Annotated in this window: 9 protein-coding genes; 7 read left to right on the top strand and 2 right to left on the bottom strand. The window is 72.9% G+C overall.

All coding sequences use genetic code 11. The features are described 5' to 3' along the window. The first annotated feature begins 37 nt into the window (after nucleotides 1–37). Complete coding sequence (locus tag ACIQFX_RS35200) at nucleotides 38–1,528, top strand: M1 family metallopeptidase (RefSeq protein WP_402471766.1); 1,491 nt, start codon at nucleotides 38–40, stop codon at nucleotides 1,526–1,528. A gap of 122 nt (nucleotides 1,529–1,650) precedes the next feature. Next, complete coding sequence (hflX, locus tag ACIQFX_RS35195; RefSeq protein ID WP_402471763.1) at nucleotides 1,651–3,144, top strand: GTPase HflX; 1,494 nt, start codon at nucleotides 1,651–1,653, stop codon at nucleotides 3,142–3,144. 126 nt (nucleotides 3,145–3,270) lie between these two features. On the opposite strand, the gene ACIQFX_RS35190 is transcribed toward hflX, so the two are convergent. Together ACIQFX_RS35190 and ACIQFX_RS35185 are read right to left on the bottom strand one after the other, a co-directional pair. Beyond that, complete coding sequence (locus ACIQFX_RS35190) at nucleotides 3,271–4,437, bottom strand: trypsin-like serine peptidase (protein ID WP_402471760.1); 1,167 nt, start codon at nucleotides 4,435–4,437, stop codon at nucleotides 3,271–3,273. Nucleotides 4,438–4,563: 126 nt separating this feature from the next. Beyond that, a complete protein-coding gene (locus ACIQFX_RS35185) occupies nucleotides 4,564–5,739 on the bottom strand; it encodes a trypsin-like serine peptidase (RefSeq protein ID WP_402471758.1) in 1,176 nt (391 codons plus the stop codon). Nucleotides 5,740–6,067: 328 nt separating this feature from the next. Here ACIQFX_RS35185 and ACIQFX_RS35180 point away from each other — a divergent pair, with 328 nt between their 5' ends. The 5 genes from ACIQFX_RS35180 (at nucleotide 6,068) to ACIQFX_RS35160 (ending at nucleotide 14,348) form a co-directional block, all read left to right on the top strand. Continuing rightward, nucleotides 6,068–7,510 carry a diaminobutyrate--2-oxoglutarate transaminase family protein gene (locus ACIQFX_RS35180; protein ID WP_402471757.1) on the top strand — a complete coding sequence of 481 codons (1,443 nt, stop codon included), beginning with the start codon at nucleotides 6,068–6,070 and terminating at the stop codon, nucleotides 7,508–7,510. Nucleotides 7,511–7,545: 35 nt separating this feature from the next. Continuing rightward, nucleotides 7,546–9,534: an IucA/IucC family protein gene (locus ACIQFX_RS35175; RefSeq protein WP_402471754.1), complete on the top strand. Its 1,989-nt coding sequence runs from the start codon at nucleotides 7,546–7,548 to the stop codon at nucleotides 9,532–9,534. Between the two features lie 182 nt (nucleotides 9,535–9,716). Next, nucleotides 9,717–10,373, top strand: coding sequence for a GNAT family N-acetyltransferase (locus tag ACIQFX_RS35170; RefSeq protein WP_402471752.1), 657 nt, complete (start codon nucleotides 9,717–9,719; stop codon nucleotides 10,371–10,373). 67 nt (nucleotides 10,374–10,440) lie between these two features. Further along, complete coding sequence (locus ACIQFX_RS35165) at nucleotides 10,441–12,315, top strand: IucA/IucC family protein (protein WP_402471749.1); 1,875 nt, start codon at nucleotides 10,441–10,443, stop codon at nucleotides 12,313–12,315. 59 nt (nucleotides 12,316–12,374) lie between these two features. Continuing rightward, nucleotides 12,375–14,348, top strand: coding sequence for an ATP-dependent DNA helicase (locus tag ACIQFX_RS35160; protein ID WP_402471746.1), 1,974 nt, complete (start codon nucleotides 12,375–12,377; stop codon nucleotides 14,346–14,348). The last annotated feature ends 88 nt before the right edge of the window (nucleotides 14,349–14,436 follow it).

Here is a 14,436-nt window from a genome sequence, read left to right as displayed (position 1 = left end):
GTAGCCGTAGGACAGTCCCCCGGAAAGGCCGTGGTCCATGCCGCTCGTCCGAACCCCCCTGCCCCGTGTGCGGTGGCTCCACTCCGCCGTCCTGGTCGCCGCCTCCGCCGGGCTCGTCGCCGCCGCGCTGCCCGCGCCGCCGCCGCTCGGCATCGGCGACCCGCTCTTCCCGCACCTCGGCAACCCCGGCTACGACGTCCTCGCGTACCACCTCGACGTCACCTACCCCGGGGTGAACACCAGGCCGCTCGCCGCGGTCACCAGGATCGACGCGCGCGCCACCGACGACCTGGAGCGGCTCAACCTCGACTTCACCCGCGGCAAGGTCTCCGCCGTCACCGTCGACGGCCTGCCCGCCACGTTCACGAGCAGCGGCGAGGACCTGGTCGTCACCCCCGCCGTGCCCATCGACGCCGGCGAGGCGATCGAGGTCACCGTCACCCACACCAGCGACCCGACAGGGCCCGCCGACACCGGCGGCTGGGTCCGCACCGGCGACGGCCTCGCCATGGCCAACCAGGCCGACGCCGCCCACCGGGTCTTCCCGTCCAACGACCACCCGGCGGACAAGGCGTACTTCACCTTCCGGGTCACCGCCCCCAGCGACCTGACCGTCGTCGCCAACGGCCTGCCCGAGGGGCGCGCCGACCACGGCGCCACCACCACCTGGACGTACCGCACCCGCCACCCCATGGCCACGGAACTCGCCCAGATCTCCATCGGCCGCTCCACCGTCGTGCACCGCGACGGGCCCCGCGGGCTGCCCGTCCGGGACGTCGTGAACACCGCGGACCGGCAGCTGATGGAGCCCTGGCTCCGCCGGACCCCGGGGCACCTGGAATGGATGGAACGGCAGGTCGGCGCGTACCCCTTCGAGACGTACGGCGTGCTCGTCGCCGACGCCGACACGGGCTTCGAGCTGGAGACCCAGACCCTCTCGCTCTTCGAGCGCAGCCTCTTCACGGACACCCGCCACCCCGAGTGGTACGTCGACTCGATCATGGTCCACGAGCTGGCCCACCAGTGGTTCGGCAACAGCGTCTCCCCCCGGACCTGGTCCGACCTGTGGCTCAACGAGGGGCACGCCAGCTGGTACGAGGCCCTGTACGCCGAGGACACCGCCGGCAGGTCCCTGGAGCGGCGGATGAAGGCGGCCTACGCGGCCTCCGACGGCTGGCGCGCCGACGGCGGCCCGCCCGCCGCACCGGAGCCCCCCTCGCCCGGCCACAAGATCAGCCTCTTCCGGCCCGTCGTCTACGACGGCAGCGCCCTCGTCCTCTACGCGCTCCGCCAGGAGATCGGCACCGACGCCTTCCGGCGCCTGGAGCGCCGCTGGGTCGCCGACCACCGGGACGGCACCGCCACCACGGCCGACTTCACGGCCCTCGCCGGCGAGATCGCCGGCCGGGACCTCACCGCCTTCTTCCGGGGCTGGCTGTACGCGGCGAAGACCCCGGCGATGCCCGGGCACCCGGACTGGCGCAGCCGCCCGGCCGACGCCGCCAGGGCCGCCCCGAAACCCGGGTGACGGCCCCGGCCGGGCCGTGCCACCATCGTCAGGTCGGCGGCGCGGCCGGCCCGGGAATCTTCCGGCGCCCCCACGCGTTGCCACGGACACAGACCCATCGCTTCATTCGACGTAAGGATCCAATGACCTCCTCTTCTTCCCCTTCCCAGGACGAGCAGAGCTTCGCGGAGACGAGCCGTACGGAGAGCCTTCGGGCCGATGCCCTGATGGAAGAGGACGTCGCCTGGAGCCACGAGATCGACGGAGCGCGGGACGGCGACCAGCTCGACCGCTCCGAGCGCGCGGCCCTGCGCCGTGTCGCCGGCCTCTCCACCGAGCTCGAGGACGTCACCGAGGTCGAGTACCGCCAGCTGCGCCTGGAGCGCGTCGTGCTGGTCGGTGTGTGGACCTCGGGGACGGTGCAGGACGCGGAGAACTCCCTCGCGGAGCTCGCCGCCCTCGCCGAGACTGCGGGCGCCCTCGTGCTCGACGGCGTCATCCAGCGCCGCGACAAGCCGGACCCGGCCACCTTCATCGGCTCGGGCAAGGCGCGCGAACTGCGCGACATCGTCATCGAGACCGGTGCCGACACCGTCGTCTGCGACGGCGAGCTCAGCCCCGGCCAGCTCATCGCCCTCGAAGACGTCGTCAAGGTGAAGGTGGTCGACCGGACCGCCCTCATCCTCGACATCTTCGCCCAGCACGCCAAGTCCCGAGAGGGCAAGGCCCAGGTAGCGCTCGCGCAGATGCAGTACATGCTGCCGCGACTGCGCGGCTGGGGCCAGTCGCTCTCCCGGCAGATGGGCGGCGGCGGCGGTGGCGGCATGGCCACCCGCGGTCCCGGTGAGACCAAGATCGAGACCGACCGGCGCCGCATCCGCGAGAAGATGGCGAAGATGCGCCGGGAGATCGCGGAGATGAAGACCGGCCGCGACATCAAGCGGCAGGAGCGCCGCCGCAACAAGGTGCCGTCGGTCGCCATCGCCGGATACACCAACGCCGGCAAGTCCTCCCTGCTCAACCGGCTCACCGGTGCGGGCGTGCTGGTGGAGAACGCCCTGTTCGCCACCCTCGACCCGACCGTGCGCCGGGCCGAGACGCCCACCGGCCGGGTCTACACCCTGGCCGACACGGTCGGCTTCGTCCGGCACCTGCCGCACCACCTGGTCGAGGCGTTCCGCTCCACCATGGAGGAGGTCGCCGAGTCCGACCTCATCCTGCACGTGGTGGACGGCTCGCACCCGGCGCCCGAGGAGCAGCTGGCCGCCGTGCGCGAGGTCTTCCGGGACGTCGGCGCGATGAACGTGCCGGAGATCGTCATCATCAACAAGGCGGACGCGGCCGACCCGCTGGTGCTCCAGCGGCTGCTGCGGCGGGAGAAGCACTCCCTCGTCGTCTCGGCCCGTTCGGGCCAGGGCATCGAGGAGCTGCTCGCGCTCATCGACGCCGAACTGCCGCGCCCGCAGGTCGGGCTCGAGGTCCTCGTGCCGTACACGCAGGGAGGCCTCGTCTCCCGGGTGCACGCCGAGGGCGAGGTGGAGTCCGAGGAGCACACCCCGGAGGGCACCCTGCTCAAGGCCCGGGTGCACGAGGAGCTGGCGGCGCTGCTCGCGCCGTTCGTTCCCGCCGCGCACTGACCTGCCGCGCACCACGCAGCACCACGCAGAGGGCGCTGTCCCCCTCCCCGCGAAGGGAGGGGGACAGCGCCCTCGGTCGTGGTGCCCTCGGTCGTGGTGCCCTCGGTCGTGGTGCCGTCGGTCGGGTCAGCGGGCGAACTTCTTGCTGACCATCTCGTGGGCCGCCTTGGCGCCCTTGCCCAGCTGGGGGCCGGCGAGCCAGCCGTTGCCGCCGGCCGGGCCGATCGACGTGTTCGACACGAGCGCCGTCTTGCCGTTCGGCAGCACGCGGAACCAGCCGCCGCCCGAGGAACCGCCGGTCATCGTGCAGCCGATCCGGTACATCGTCGGCGTGGCCGGCGCCGTGGTGAAACGCGTCGCCCGGTCCAGGCACTTGTGCATGATCATGCCGTTGTACGGCGGAGCCGCCGGGTAACCCCAGGCGCCCACCGTCCCGGAAGCGGCGGGCGTCGGCGCCGAGAAGTCGACGGGCAGCGCCGCCCCGACGGTCTCCTCCAGGGACTTGCCGCCCCGCTCGGGCCGCACGTGCAGCACGGCGTAGTCGTACGGCCAGGCCTGGTTCGTGCCGCCGCGCTGGAGCCACTCACCCGAGGTCACGGCCCAGTCGGCCCAGTACTGGCCGTACGGGTACACCTCGTGCGGCTGCGCGTTGTCGAGCGCCGCGGGCGACTTGCCCAGGTCGTTGAAGGCCGGGACGAAGGTGATGTTGCGGTACCAGCCGCCCTTCTGGCCCGCGTGGACGCAGTGCCCGGCCGTCCAGACCAGGTTCGACTTCCCGGGCCGGCGCGGGTCCTTCACGATCGTGCCGGAGCAGACCATGGAGCCCTGGGGCGAGTCGAAGAAGATCTTCCCGACCGGGGCCGCGTTGCGGTGGTACGGCGTCTTCTCGCGCTGCGCCTTGACGGGCCGCGGGGTCGGGTCGCTGCCGCTGGTGCCGGCCTGGGCGGTGATCGTCGGGTCCGGGCTCTTCGCCGACTGCATGCGGGCCGGGTCCCAGAGGCCCTCGATCACCGGGTTGACGAAGTCCTCGGCCTCACGGAGCCACTTCTCCCGGTCCCAGTTCTTCCACTCTCCGTTCTTCCACTTGTCCAGGTCGACGCCGTGCTTCTCGAGCTTGTCGGCGAGGTCCTTGGTCAGGTCGGCGCCGGCGTCGCCGCCGGCCGGTGCGGAGCTGCTCGCCCCGGCGGCCGGCTTGTCGGACGCCGGGGTCTCGGTGGGGCCGCAGGCCGTGGCGGTCAGCGCGAGCGCGGTGACCAGGCCGAGGGCGGCGGGTAGGGCTCGTATGGAACGCATGGATGGATTCCCCGTTGGTTTCGCCATGTCAGTGTTGCCATGGACGTGTCATGAGCGGTGCACGGTGTGCCGGTCGGCCCTGACAGGGAGGAGGCGGGACCCGAGGGCCCCGCCTCCGTGCCGCGCCTACTGGCCGGCGTACTTCTTGCTGACCTCGTCGAAGACGGCCTTGGCCTCGGGTCCGAGGCGCGGACCCGCCAGCCAGCCCGCCGTCGACGGGCCGATCGAGGTGTTCGACACCAGCGCCGGCTTGCCGTCGGCGCCCTGGGCGACCCAGCCGCCGCCGGACGAACCACCGGTCATCGAGCAGCCGATCCGGTACATCGTCGGCTGCTCCGCCTTCAGCGACAGACGGCCCGGCTTGTCCTGGCACTGGAACATCTTCTGGCCGTCGAACGGCGGCGCCGCCGGGTACCCGGTCGCCGTCAGGCTCTTGACCTTCGGCACCGCCGGCGCGTTGAACTCGACCGGAAGCGCCGAACCGACCGTCTCCTCAAGCGACTTGCCCGAGGAGCCCTTCTCCGGGGTCACCCGGATCACCGCGAAGTCGTACGGAGCACCCGCACCGCCCGTGGACGCGCCCTGGGAGATCCACTGGTCGGACGTCTTGACCCAGTCCGCCCACCACACGCCGTACGGCGCGATCTGCTCCCGCGTCGCCTTCTCCAGGTCCGACGTCGGCAGCGCCGAGTCGTTGTACGAGGGCACGAAGGCGATGTTGCGGTACCAGCCGCCCTGCTTGCCCTTGTGCACGCAATGCCCGGCCGTCCACACCATGTTGGACTTGCCCGGGTGCGCCGGGTCCTTCACGACCGTGGCCGAGCAGACCATCGAGCCCTCGGGACCGTCGAAGAAGACCTTCCCGGACTCGGGCGCGTTGGCGTGGTACTTGGCGTCCACCGGCCTCGCCCGCACCACGGCCGGAGTCGGGTCGGTGACACCCTTGTCACCCGAGATGTCCTCCTCCTCGACCGGCTTGTCGGGCCGCTCGGCCTCGCGCATCCGGTCCGGGTCCCAGAGGTCCTCGATGATCGGGTTGACGAAGTCCTTGGCCTCACGCAGCCACTTGTCGCGGTCCCAGTTCTTCCACTCGCCGTTGCGCCACTTGTCGACGTCGATCCCGTGCTCCTTCAGACGCTCCTTCAGGTCCTCCGGAATCTTGATCTTGTCGGCCGGGTTCAGGCTCGCGGGCGCGCTGGGCTTGTCTGCCGCGTTCTCCTCGCTCGGCCCGCAGGCCGTAGCGGTGAGCGTCAGCGCCGCGACGGCGGAAGCCGCCGTCAGCAGCGGGCGAATCGATCGCATCTCGTGATCCCCCTGGGACTACGTCAACTTGTCCTACGTGTGCGTGGTGAAGGGCGGCCGCGCCCTCCCGGGCACGACCGACGGCCCCCACTATGCCGGTGCCGGAGGGGACGGTACGCGCCTCGTGATCGGTTCCGGGCACCACCTGGCCGTTGCCGTGCCGTGATCCGGGACACGCCAAGAACTTGCCCCCGGCCCGTGATCCCTGGCAGTTCCCGTCGTTGGTACGTACGGGGGACACAACGGTGGCGTTCAGGACGGCCCTTGCGGGCGACTCGACTCCGCCCCGATGTGCAACGCAACTGTTACCGCGGGAGGACAACGAGCCGTGGCCGTGACCGAATCAGCTCCGGCCGTACCACCGGCCGCCCGGGCTCACACCCCGACGGACCAAGGGGGCGGGTACGAAGGGATCCTGGGCCGCCAGACCCAGCGAGAGTCCGCCGCGCGCACCTACGCGCGCTCCCTGCCGATCGTCCCGGTACGGGCCAGGGGACTGACCATCGAGGGCGCCGACGGCCGCCGTTACCTGGACTGCCTCTCCGGCGCGGGAACGCTCGCCCTCGGCCACAACCACCCCGTGGTCCTCGAAGCCATCAAGAAGGTCCTCGACTCGGGCGCACCGCTCCACGTCCTCGACCTCGCCACCCCCGTGAAGGACGCCTTCACCTCCGAGCTGTTCGCCACCCTGCCGGGCGAACTCGCCGCCGACGCCCGCATCCAGTTCTGCGGACCGGCCGGCACGGACGCCGTCGAGGCGGCCCTCACACTCGTCCGCACCGCCACCGGCCGCCGCGGCCTCCTCGCCTTCACCGGCGCCTACCACGGCATGACGGCCGGTGCCCTCTCCGCCTCCGGCGGCGCGGACGACGTCCGGGTGACCCGGCTGCCCTACCCCCAGCGCTACCGCTGCCCCTTCGGCGTCGGCGGCGACCGCGGCGCCGAACTCTCCGCCCACTGGACCGAGAGCCTCCTCGACGACCCCAAGAGCGGCGTCACCGCCCCCGCCGGAATGATCGTCGAGGCCGTTCAGGGCGAGGGCGGCGTCATCCCCGCCCCCGACGACTGGCTGCGCCGGATGCGCCGGATCACCGCCGACCGCTCCATCCCCCTCGTCGTCGACGAGGTCCAGACCGGCGTCGGCCGCACCGGCGCCTTCTGGGCCGTCGAGCACAGCGGCGTCGTGCCCGACGTCATGGTCCTCTCCAAGGCCATCGGCGGCTCCCTCCCCCTCGCCGTCATCGTCTACAGGTCCGAGCTCGACGCCTGGGAACCCGGCGCCCACGCGGGCACCTTCCGCGGCAACCAGCTCGCCATGGCCGCGGGCACCGCCACCCTCGCGTACGTCCGCGAGAACGGACTCGCCGAGCGGGCCGGCATCCTCGGCGCCCGTATCCTCGGCCGACTCCAGGGCCTCGCCGCCGCCCACCCCTGCGTCGGCGACGTCCGCGGCCGGGGCCTGATGATCGGCGTCGAACTCGTCGCCCCCGAAGCGGCGGGACCGGACGACGCCGTCCCGCCCGCCGCCCCCGCCCTGGCCCGCGCCGTCCAGCAGGAGTGCCTCGCCCGCGGCCTCATCGTCGAGCTCGGCGGCCGCCACTCCGCGGTGGTCCGGCTCCTGCCCCCGCTCACCCTCACCGACGAGCAGGCCACCGCCGTCCTCGACCGCTTCGCCGACGCCCTGGCCGCGGCCGAACGGGCCCACACCCCCCACCCACCCGCCTCCCGCCGGGCCACGGCCCCCCGAACCGCCCCCGGGCCGTCCCACTGACCCGGACGCCCCCGGCCCCACCCCAAGGAAGCCCCGTGAACCCCACGCCCACCTCCCCGGCTCCCGAGGCCGACGCACCCCTCTCCCTCGACGACCTCACCTCCCCGCCCCCCGCCCTCCCGACCACCCCCCTCCCGTCTGCCGGCCTCCCCGCCCCAGCCCTCCAAGCCACCGCCCTCCAGGCCACCAGCCTCTCGGCTCCTGCTCTCCCGACCACCGGCCGCGGTCCCGCCGACGAGCCCACCGTCCCGCGCCAGCACACCGGCCCGTACGACACCAGGACTCCGCAGCCGGCCGCCAGCGCGGACCCCCTGGACGATCCCGATCCGGCTCGCGCCGCCGACACGGCCGCCGTCGAGAACCTCCTCCGCTGCTGGGTCCGGGAGAAGAACCTCCCCGCCCCCACCGGCACGACCCTGCGCATCCCCCTCGACGCCAGCGGCACCGCCCTCCTCGTCCCCGTCCGCTACTGGTCGACCACCGGCTGGCACCGCTTCGGCGCCCCCACCCTCGAAGGGCTCCCGGCCTCGGCGCCGACCGTCGACGCCGTCACCGTCGCCGCCCTGCTGAGCAGGGAGTCCGGCCGTCCCGAGGGCACCGAACTGGTCGGCCGCGTCGCCGACTCCGCCCGCCGCACCGCGGACTTCCTCACCGAGCGCCGCCACCGGCCCCAGCCGCACCCGGACGCCGACCTCTTCCTCGCGGCCGAGCAGTCCCTCCTGCTCGGCCACCCGCTCCACCCCACGCCCAAGAGCCGCGAAGGCCTCTCCGAGGCCGAGGCCCGGCTCTACTCACCGGAACTGCAGGGCGCCTTCCCACTCCACTGGATGGCCGTCGACTCCTCTCTCCTGGCCTCCGACTCCGCCTGGACCGAACAGGGCCGACCCGTCACCGCCGAGCAGCTCGCCGTCGCCCTCGCCGAAGGGATCACCCTCCCCGCCGGCACCGCGCCCCTGCCCCTGCACCCCTGGCAGGCCCGCGAACTCCTGCACCGCCCCGACGTCCGCGCCCTCCTCGACGCCGGCCTCCTGCACGACCTCGGCCTCCACGGCAGCCCCTGGCACCCCACCTCCTCCGTTCGTACCGTGCACCGCCCCGGCGCCCGGGCCATGCTCAAGCTCTCCCTCGGCCTGCGCATCACCAACTCCCGCCGCGAGAACCTCCGCAAGGAGCTCCACCGCGGTGTCGAGGTCCACCGGCTCCTCCGCACCGGCCTCGTCGACGAGTGGCAGGCGGTCCACCCGGGCTTCGACATCGTCCGCGACCCCGCCTGGCTCGCCGTCGACGCCCCGGACGGAACCCCCGTGCCCGGACTCGACGTCATGATCCGCCACAACCCCTTCGGCCCCGGCGACGACGCCGTCTGCATCGCCTCGCTCACCACCCCCCGTCCCTGGCCCGGGAGCACCGCCGTGCGCTCCCGGCTCGCCGACATCGTCGGCCGGCTCTCCGCCCGCACCGGCCGCCCCCTCACGGCCGTCGCCGCCGAGTGGTTCCTCCGCTACCTCGACCAGGTCGTCCGCCCCGTCCTCTGGCTCGACGGACACGCCGGCATCGCCCTGGAAGCCCACCAGCAGAACACCCTGGTCCTCCTCGACCCGGACGGCTGGCCGGTCGGCGGCCGCTACCGGGACAACCAGGGCTACTACTTCCGCGAGTCCCACCGCGCCGAGCTGGAGAGCCGCCTTCCCGGCATCGGCGCCCGCAGCGACACCTTCGTCTCCGACCAGGTCACCGACGAACGCTTCGCCTACTACCTCGGCATCAACAACGTCCTCGGTCTGATCGGCGCCTTCGGCTCCCAGCGCCTCGCCGACGAGCGCGTCCTGCTCGCCGCCTTCCGCAGCTTCCTCGCCTCCGCCACCGGCCTGGGCTCACCCCTGCCGCACCGGCTCCTTGAGGCCGCCACCCTGCGCAGCAAGGCCAACCTCCTCACCCGCCTGCACGGCCTGGACGAACTCGTCGGCCCTGTCGACACCCAGTCCGTCTACGTCACCGTCACCAACCCCCTCCGTACCGGCTGAACACCCCCACCCACAGCCAGGCCCCGCACGCGGAACCCGCCGACCCCGCCCGCACGCAGGACCTGCCGCACCTCCCCGCAAGCAGGACCTGCCCCCCCCGCACGCAGGACGCCCACGGGGGACCCGCACGCACCACCGGAGCGCCCACGCCCCGATCACATCGCCGAGAGGAGAGCGACAACGTGTCACCCATCCACCCACCGGTCGGCCCGCCCGAGGACGACACCCTCGACCTGAGGGTCGACGACCTCGTCGCCCTCCTCGACGGCGACCTTCTGGACTCCGTCGCCGACTGGGCCGCGACCACGACCCCGGTCGGCACCTTCAAGCTCGTCCCCGTGCGACTCGAACGGGACCTGCCGCTTCTGGCGCGATGGATGAACGACCCCGCCGTCGCCGCCTTCTGGGAACTCGCCGGCCCCGAGACCGTGACCGCCGAACACCTCCGCGCCCAGCTGGAGGGCGACGGCCGGAGCGTCCCCTGCCTCGGCGTGCTCGACGGCACCCCCATGAGCTACTTCGAGCTCTACCGCGCCGATCTCGACCCGCTCGCCCGGCACTACCCGGCGCGGCCCCACGACACCGGTATCCATCTCCTGATCGGAGGCGTCACCGACCGGGGCCGGGGCGTCGGCACGACGCTCCTGCGCGCCGTCGCCGATCTCGTCCTCGACCACCGTCCCCGCTGCACCCGGGTCGTCGCCGAACCGGACATCCGCAACACCCCCTCCGTCTCCGCCTTCCTCAGCGGCGGCTTCCGCTACGCGGCGGAAGTCGACCTCCCCGACAAACAAGCGGCGCTCATGATCCGTGACCGCGCGCTCCGTCACGTTCTGTGAACAACCCTCTGTCTTTCATACACCGCTCGGCCCACAGCGGTTCCCACTCCGAGGAGTCCTCGTGTCGATGTCCCCTGCACCCCACGACTCCGCCCAGCCCACGCCGCCCGCCCAGGCCGCCACGGACGTAACACCGGCCCTGCAGGCACCGGCAGCCCCGCAGGCACCGGCGCCGGCCCCCACGCTGCTCGCGCCCCCCGAGCTGACCGCGGCCGCCTGGACCAAGGCCTCCTCCCGCCTGCTCGCCAAAGCCCTGGCCGAGTTCGCCTACGAGGAGATCCTGGAACCCGTCCCCGAGGGGGACGGCGCCCCCGACGGCCACGCGCTCCGCCTCGACGACGGCAGCACGCTCACCTTCCGTGCCCGCCGCGGCGCCTACGGCAGCTGGCGGATCGCCGCCGACTCGATCACCCACGACGGCCGGCCCATGACCGACCCCCTCGACTTCCTGGTCCGCGCCCGCCGCCTCCTCCAGCTCGACGGCGCCACCCTCGGACACCTCATCCGCGAGCTCTCCGCCACCCTGGCCGCCGACACCCGCCTCGACCACACGGCCCTCACCGCCGCCCGGCTCGCCGACCTCCCGTACGCCGAGCTCGAAGGCCATCAGACCGGCCACCCCTGGCTCGTCCTCAACAAAGGCCGCATCGGCTTCTCCTCCACCGACGCCGCCCGCTGGGCCCCCGAGGCACGGCGGGCCACCCGGCTGCCGTGGATCGCCGTCAGCAACCGCCTCGCCGCCTACCGGGGCGTGTCCGGCCTCGACACCCCCGACCGCCTCTACGCCCAGGAGCTCGACCCCGAGGTCCTCGCCGCCTTCCGCGCCGAACTGACCGCCCGCGGCCTCGAACCCGACGGCTACCTCCTGCTGCCCGTCCACCCCTGGCAGTGGGACGAGGTCCTGCTCCCGCTCTACGCCCCGGCCGTCGCCGCCGGGACCGTCGTCCCGCTCTCCGCCGACGCCGACCTCCGGCTCCCGCAGCAGTCCGTCCGCACCTTCCTCAACACCAGCCGCCCCGACCGGCACACGGTCAAACTCCCGCTGTCGGTGCTCAACACCCTCGTCTGGCGCGGCCTGCCCACCGAGCGCACCCTCGCCGCGCCCGCCGTGACCGCCTGGGTCCAGGACCTGCGCGCGGGCGACCCGTTCCTGCGGGACGAGTGCGGGGTGATCCTCCTCGGCGAGGTCGCCTCCGTCACCGTCGAGCACCCCCTCTACGACCGGCTCCCCGAAGTGCCGTACCAGTACAAGGAACTCCTCGGCGCGATCTGGCGCGAGCCGCTGAGGCTGCCCCCGGGGGAGCGCGCCCGCACCCTCGCCTCGCTGCTCCACACGGACCCGGACGGGCGGGCGTTCGTCGCCGAACTCGTCGAGCGCTCCGGCCTGGACCCCGCGGTCTGGCTTCGGCACCTGTTCGGCGCGCTGCTCCCGCCGCTGCTGCACTTCCTGTACCGCTACGGCACGGTCTTCTCCCCGCACGGCGAGAACGCGATCGTCGTCTACGACGGCGACGACGTCCCCGTACGCCTGGCGATCAAGGACTTCGTCGACGACGTGAACATCAGCGCCCAGGCCCTCCCCGAGCACGGGCCGATGCCGGACGACGTCCGTGCCGTCCTCCTCACCGAGGAACCCGACTTCCTCGTCCAGTTCATCCATTCGGGGCTCTTCGTCGGGGTCTTCCGCTACCTGGCTCCGCTGTGCGAGGAACAACTCGGAGTGCCCGAGGCGGACTTCTGGTCCCTCGTCCGCGCGGAGATCCTCCGCCACCAGGCACGCTTCCCCGAGCTGAAGGAACGGTTCGAGCTCTTCGATCTCCTCACCCCGCGCATCGAGCGGCTCTGCCTCAACCGCAACCGTCTGCACCTGGACGGCTACCGCGACCGGCCCGAACGCCCCCACGCGGCCGTCCACGGCACCGTCCCCAACCCGCTCGCGTGACGCATGCGCGTGATCGACGTGACGGAGCTGTCAGTGGTGCCCCGTAGGGTGGAAGGGCTATGACGAAGCCATCCCTCCCCGACCTCCTCCACGCCGCCGTCACCGCCGTCGGCGGCACGGAGCGGCCCGGCCAGGTGACCATGGCCACGGCCGTGGCTGAGGCCATCGACGACAACTCCCACCTCCTCGTCCAGGCCGGCACCGGCACGGGCAAGTCGCTCGGCTACCTCGTGCCGGCGCTGGCCCAGGGGGAGCGGGTGGTGGTGGCCACCGCCACCCTGGCGCTGCAGCGCCAGCTCGTCGAGCGCGACCTTCCCCGGACGGTCGACGCGCTGCACCCGCAGCTGCGCCGCCGCCCGCAGTTCGCCATGCTCAAGGGCCGGTCGAACTACCTCTGCCTGCACCGGCTCCACGAAGGCGTCCCGCAGGACGAGGAGGACGGCCTGTTCGACCCCTTCGAGGCGGCGGCGCCCAGCAGCAAGCTGGGCCAGGACCTGCTGCGGCTGCGGGACTGGTCGGACGAGACGGAGACCGGCGACCGGGACGACCTGACGCCCGGCGTCTCCGACAAGGCCTGGGCGCAGGTCTCGGTCTCCTCCCGGGAGTGCCTGGGCGCGAGCAAGTGCGCGTACGGCGCGGAGTGCTTCGCCGAGGCCGCCCGCGAGCGGGCCAAGCTCGCCGACGTCGTCGTCACCAACCACGCCCTGCTCGCCATCGACGCCATCGAGGGCGCCCCGGTGCTCCCACAGCACGAGGTGCTCATCGTCGACGAGGCCCACGAGCTGGTCTCCCGGGTCACCGGCGTGGCCACGGGGGAGCTCACTCCGGGCCAGGTCAACCGTGCCGTGCGCCGGTCGGCGAAGCTCGTCGACGAGAAGGTCGCGGACCAGTTGCAGACCGCGGCCGAGGGCTTCGAGCGGGTCATGGAGCTGGCCCTGCCGGGCCGGCTCGAGGAGATCCCGGAGGACCTGGCGTACGCGCTGATGGCACTGCGCGACGCGGCGCGCGCCGTGATCACGGCGCTGGGCTCGACCCGCGACCGGTCCGTCCAGGACGAGGACGCCGTGCGCAGGCAGGCCATGGCCTCGGTGGAGACCGTCCACGGCGTGGCGGAGCGGATCACCCAGGGCTCGGAGTGGGACGTCGTCTGGTACGAGCGTCACGACCGCTTCGGTGCCTCGCTGCGGGTCGCGCCGCTCACCGTCTCGGGCCTGCTGCGGGAGAAGCTCTTCACGGAGCGTTCCGTGGTGCTGGCCTCGGCCACGCTCAAGCTCGGCGGCGACTTCAACGGTGTCGGAGCCTCGCTCGGGCTGGCCCCGGAGGGCACCAAGGGCGACGACCTGCCCGTCTGGAAGGGCATCGACGTCGGCTCTCCGTTCGACTACCCGAAGCAGGGCATCCTGTACGTCGCCAAGCACCTCTCCCCTCCCGCGCGGGACGGGCAGCGGGGCGACATGCTCGACGAGCTCACCGAACTGATCGAGGCGGCCGGCGGCCGGACCCTCGGCCTGTTCTCCTCCATGCGTGCGGCGCAGCAGGCCGCGGAGGAGCTGCGGACCAGGATCCCGGAGATGCCGATCCTGCTCCAGGGCGAGGACACCCTGGGCGAGCTGATCAAGAACTTCGCCGCCGACCCGAAGACCTGCCTCTTCGGCACGCTGTCGCTCTGGCAGGGCGTGGACGTCCCGGGGCCCAGCTGCCAGCTGGTCGTCATGGACAAGATCCCGTTCCCGCGCCCGGACGACCCGCTGATGAGCGCACGCCAGAAGGCCGTCGAGGAGGCCGGCGGGAACGGCTTCATGTCGGTCGCGGCGACCCACGCGGCGCTGCTGATGGCGCAGGGCGCGGGCCGGCTGGTGCGGGCCACGGGCGACCGGGGTGTCGTGGCGGTGCTCGACCCGCGGCTGGCCACGGCCCGGTACGGCAGCTATCTGAAGGCCTCGCTGCCCGACTTCTGGTACACCACGGACCGCAACCAGGTGCGGAAGTCCCTGGCCGCGATCGACGCGGTCTCGAAGGCGGCGAGCGACTGAGCCCCGGCGGGTGCCGGGGCCCCTGTGGACACGGCAGGGCCCCGGGACCGGCGCAGTTGGTCCCGGGGCCCGGTCAGAGCCGGCGGGG

The sequence above is a fragment of the Streptomyces sp. NPDC093089 genome, from assembly GCF_044754405.1.
GTDB lineage: Bacteria > Actinomycetota > Actinomycetes > Streptomycetales > Streptomycetaceae > Streptomyces.
Note: the sequence above shows the minus strand (reverse complement) of the source record. Positions and strands in the feature narration are given on the sequence as shown.

What these genes read in the sequence shown, in the direction of transcription:
- hflX (WP_402471763.1), top strand. Translation starts at nt 1,651, where the DNA reads ATGACCTCCTCTTCTTCCCCTTCCCAGGACGAGCAGAGCTTCGCGGAG.
- ACIQFX_RS35160 (WP_402471746.1), top strand. Translation starts at nt 12,375, where the DNA reads ATGACGAAGCCATCCCTCCCCGACCTCCTCCACGCCGCCGTCACCGCC.
- ACIQFX_RS35185 (WP_402471758.1), bottom strand. Translation starts at nt 5,739, where the DNA reads ATGCGATCGATTCGCCCGCTGCTGACGGCGGCTTCCGCCGTCGCGGCG.
- ACIQFX_RS35200 (WP_402471766.1), top strand. Translation starts at nt 38, where the DNA reads ATGCCGCTCGTCCGAACCCCCCTGCCCCGTGTGCGGTGGCTCCACTCC.
- ACIQFX_RS35165 (WP_402471749.1), top strand. Translation starts at nt 10,441, where the DNA reads ATGTCCCCTGCACCCCACGACTCCGCCCAGCCCACGCCGCCCGCCCAG.
- ACIQFX_RS35190 (WP_402471760.1), bottom strand. Translation starts at nt 4,437, where the DNA reads ATGCGTTCCATACGAGCCCTACCCGCCGCCCTCGGCCTGGTCACCGCG.